The following is a 1,670-nucleotide window of genomic DNA, read 5'->3' as shown; positions in this document are numbered from 1 at the left end:
ACACTACTATGACGAGAACGAGATTGAGGTGGGCAAGCCTATCCAATGCCAAGTGGCGGTGAACCACATTGTGGAACTCACGGCAGAGGAAAAAGCAGAAGCACGTCAGCAGGCAGTCCGCAGATACCAAGACGAGGAACTCCGCAAGTTGCAGAACCGCACCAAGCCGACAAAGGCGAAAACAGAAACCCAAGTTCAACCCTCATTATTTGATTTTGGCTTATGAAACCGAGAAACAAATTTGAAAAAGCAGTTCTTGCCCAAAGCAAGAAACTACGCCCGATAACCCCGATACAGATAAATTGGGCATTCCGTAATTGCGTGGAGCATTATGCACACCGCTTGCCGAAAGGTCGTACCACTTGTATGGATTGCGGTCATAGTTGGGTAATGACGGAGCAGACCGAGCATTGTACGTGTCCCGAATGTGGAGCAAGTTTGAAAGTCTGCCTCACCTATCAGCGCAAGGTAAGACAAAAGCAGTATTTCACAACCCTTACCACAAGCGGAGAATACCAAGTGCTACGAATGTTCTTGCTTGTCGTGGGTATGGAGAAAGGGGTTAATGCCAAGTCCTATGCCCTTGAAATCGGGCAGTATTGGTGGAATGAACAAGGGCGTAAGGCTGTTGTTGCCATTCCACGCACATTGGGATGCTACATCGACACGTTCTCATTCGTTTCTCCTTTTGCTATCCGCAATGACAATGAAGCGTACCGCCATATTTCATATTCCCCGATATATCCAAGATATAAGGTGTTGCCGACGCTCCGCAGAAACGGCTTTAACGGCAATTTCCACGACATTGTACCCACCAAACTAATACCGGCATTATTGTCGGACAGCCGTGCGGAAACGCTGTTGAAGGCAGGGCAATATCCCATGTTGCGCTACTATCTGTACCACTCTTTCAATATTGGAGAGTATTGGGCTTCAATCAAGATATGTATCCGCAACGGCTATACCATTGAGGACGGCTCAATGTGGCGTGACACCATAGACCTCCTGCGTCATTTCGGCAAGGACACAAACAGCCCGAAATACGTTTGCCCTGCCGACCTCAAAGTTGAACACGACAAGTTGGTGGCAAAGCGCAACCTGCAAAGGAAACATGAGCGGACTGAACAGCAACGCAGGAAAGCGATTGAGGACGAGAAACAATATCTGAAAGCTAAGGGCATATTCTTCGGACTTGCCTTTACCGACAGCCTTATTTGCGTCAAAGTCATAGAGAGCGTGGAAGAAATGGCAGAGGAAGGAAGGACGATGCACCATTGTGTGGGCGGTTACCACAAACGAAAAGACTCCCTTATCCTATCCGCCACCATTGACGGAAAACGAATTGAAACGATAGAGGTGTCACTAAAAACTTTTGAGGTGGTGCAGTGTCGTGGCGTATGCAACGAGAACTCCGAATACCACGACCGCATCATCGCCCTTGTGAACAAGAACGCCAACCTTATCCGCCAGCGGATGAAAGCGGCATAATATCGACATCTAACAACTAACATTATGGAAGTAAGATTTGAAAGCATGGTTTTCCTATGGGATGATAAAATCCCCACGATGTTCCTTGAATTTATGAACCTCCTCACTCTTTGTCAGAGTGAGGAGCAATTAAGGGCGAGCGTCAAGGACTTTGCCGAGAAACACGAACTTGACAAGTTCTT

At 47.6% G+C, this 1,670-nt stretch carries 2 protein-coding genes; both read left to right on the top strand.

The annotated features are described in order from the left end of the window. Positions 1-226 (top strand): PcfK-like family protein (locus DWZ47_RS30210; RefSeq protein ID WP_233525141.1); only part of this gene is annotated, 226 nt, incomplete at its 5' end. Then, complete coding sequence (locus tag DWZ47_RS30205; protein WP_117515685.1) at positions 223-1,488, top strand: PcfJ domain-containing protein; 1,266 nt, start codon at positions 223-225, stop codon at positions 1,486-1,488. The genes DWZ47_RS30210 and DWZ47_RS30205, both read left to right, overlap by 4 nt. Positions 1,489-1,670 lie beyond the last annotated feature (182 nt).

This window comes from Bacteroides sp. AF32-8BH (assembly GCF_003435205.1).
GTDB lineage: Bacteria > Bacteroidota > Bacteroidia > Bacteroidales > Bacteroidaceae > Bacteroides > Bacteroides ovatus.
The sequence above is the reverse complement of the archived record's forward strand: the minus strand, read 5'-3'. Positions and strand labels throughout refer to the sequence as shown.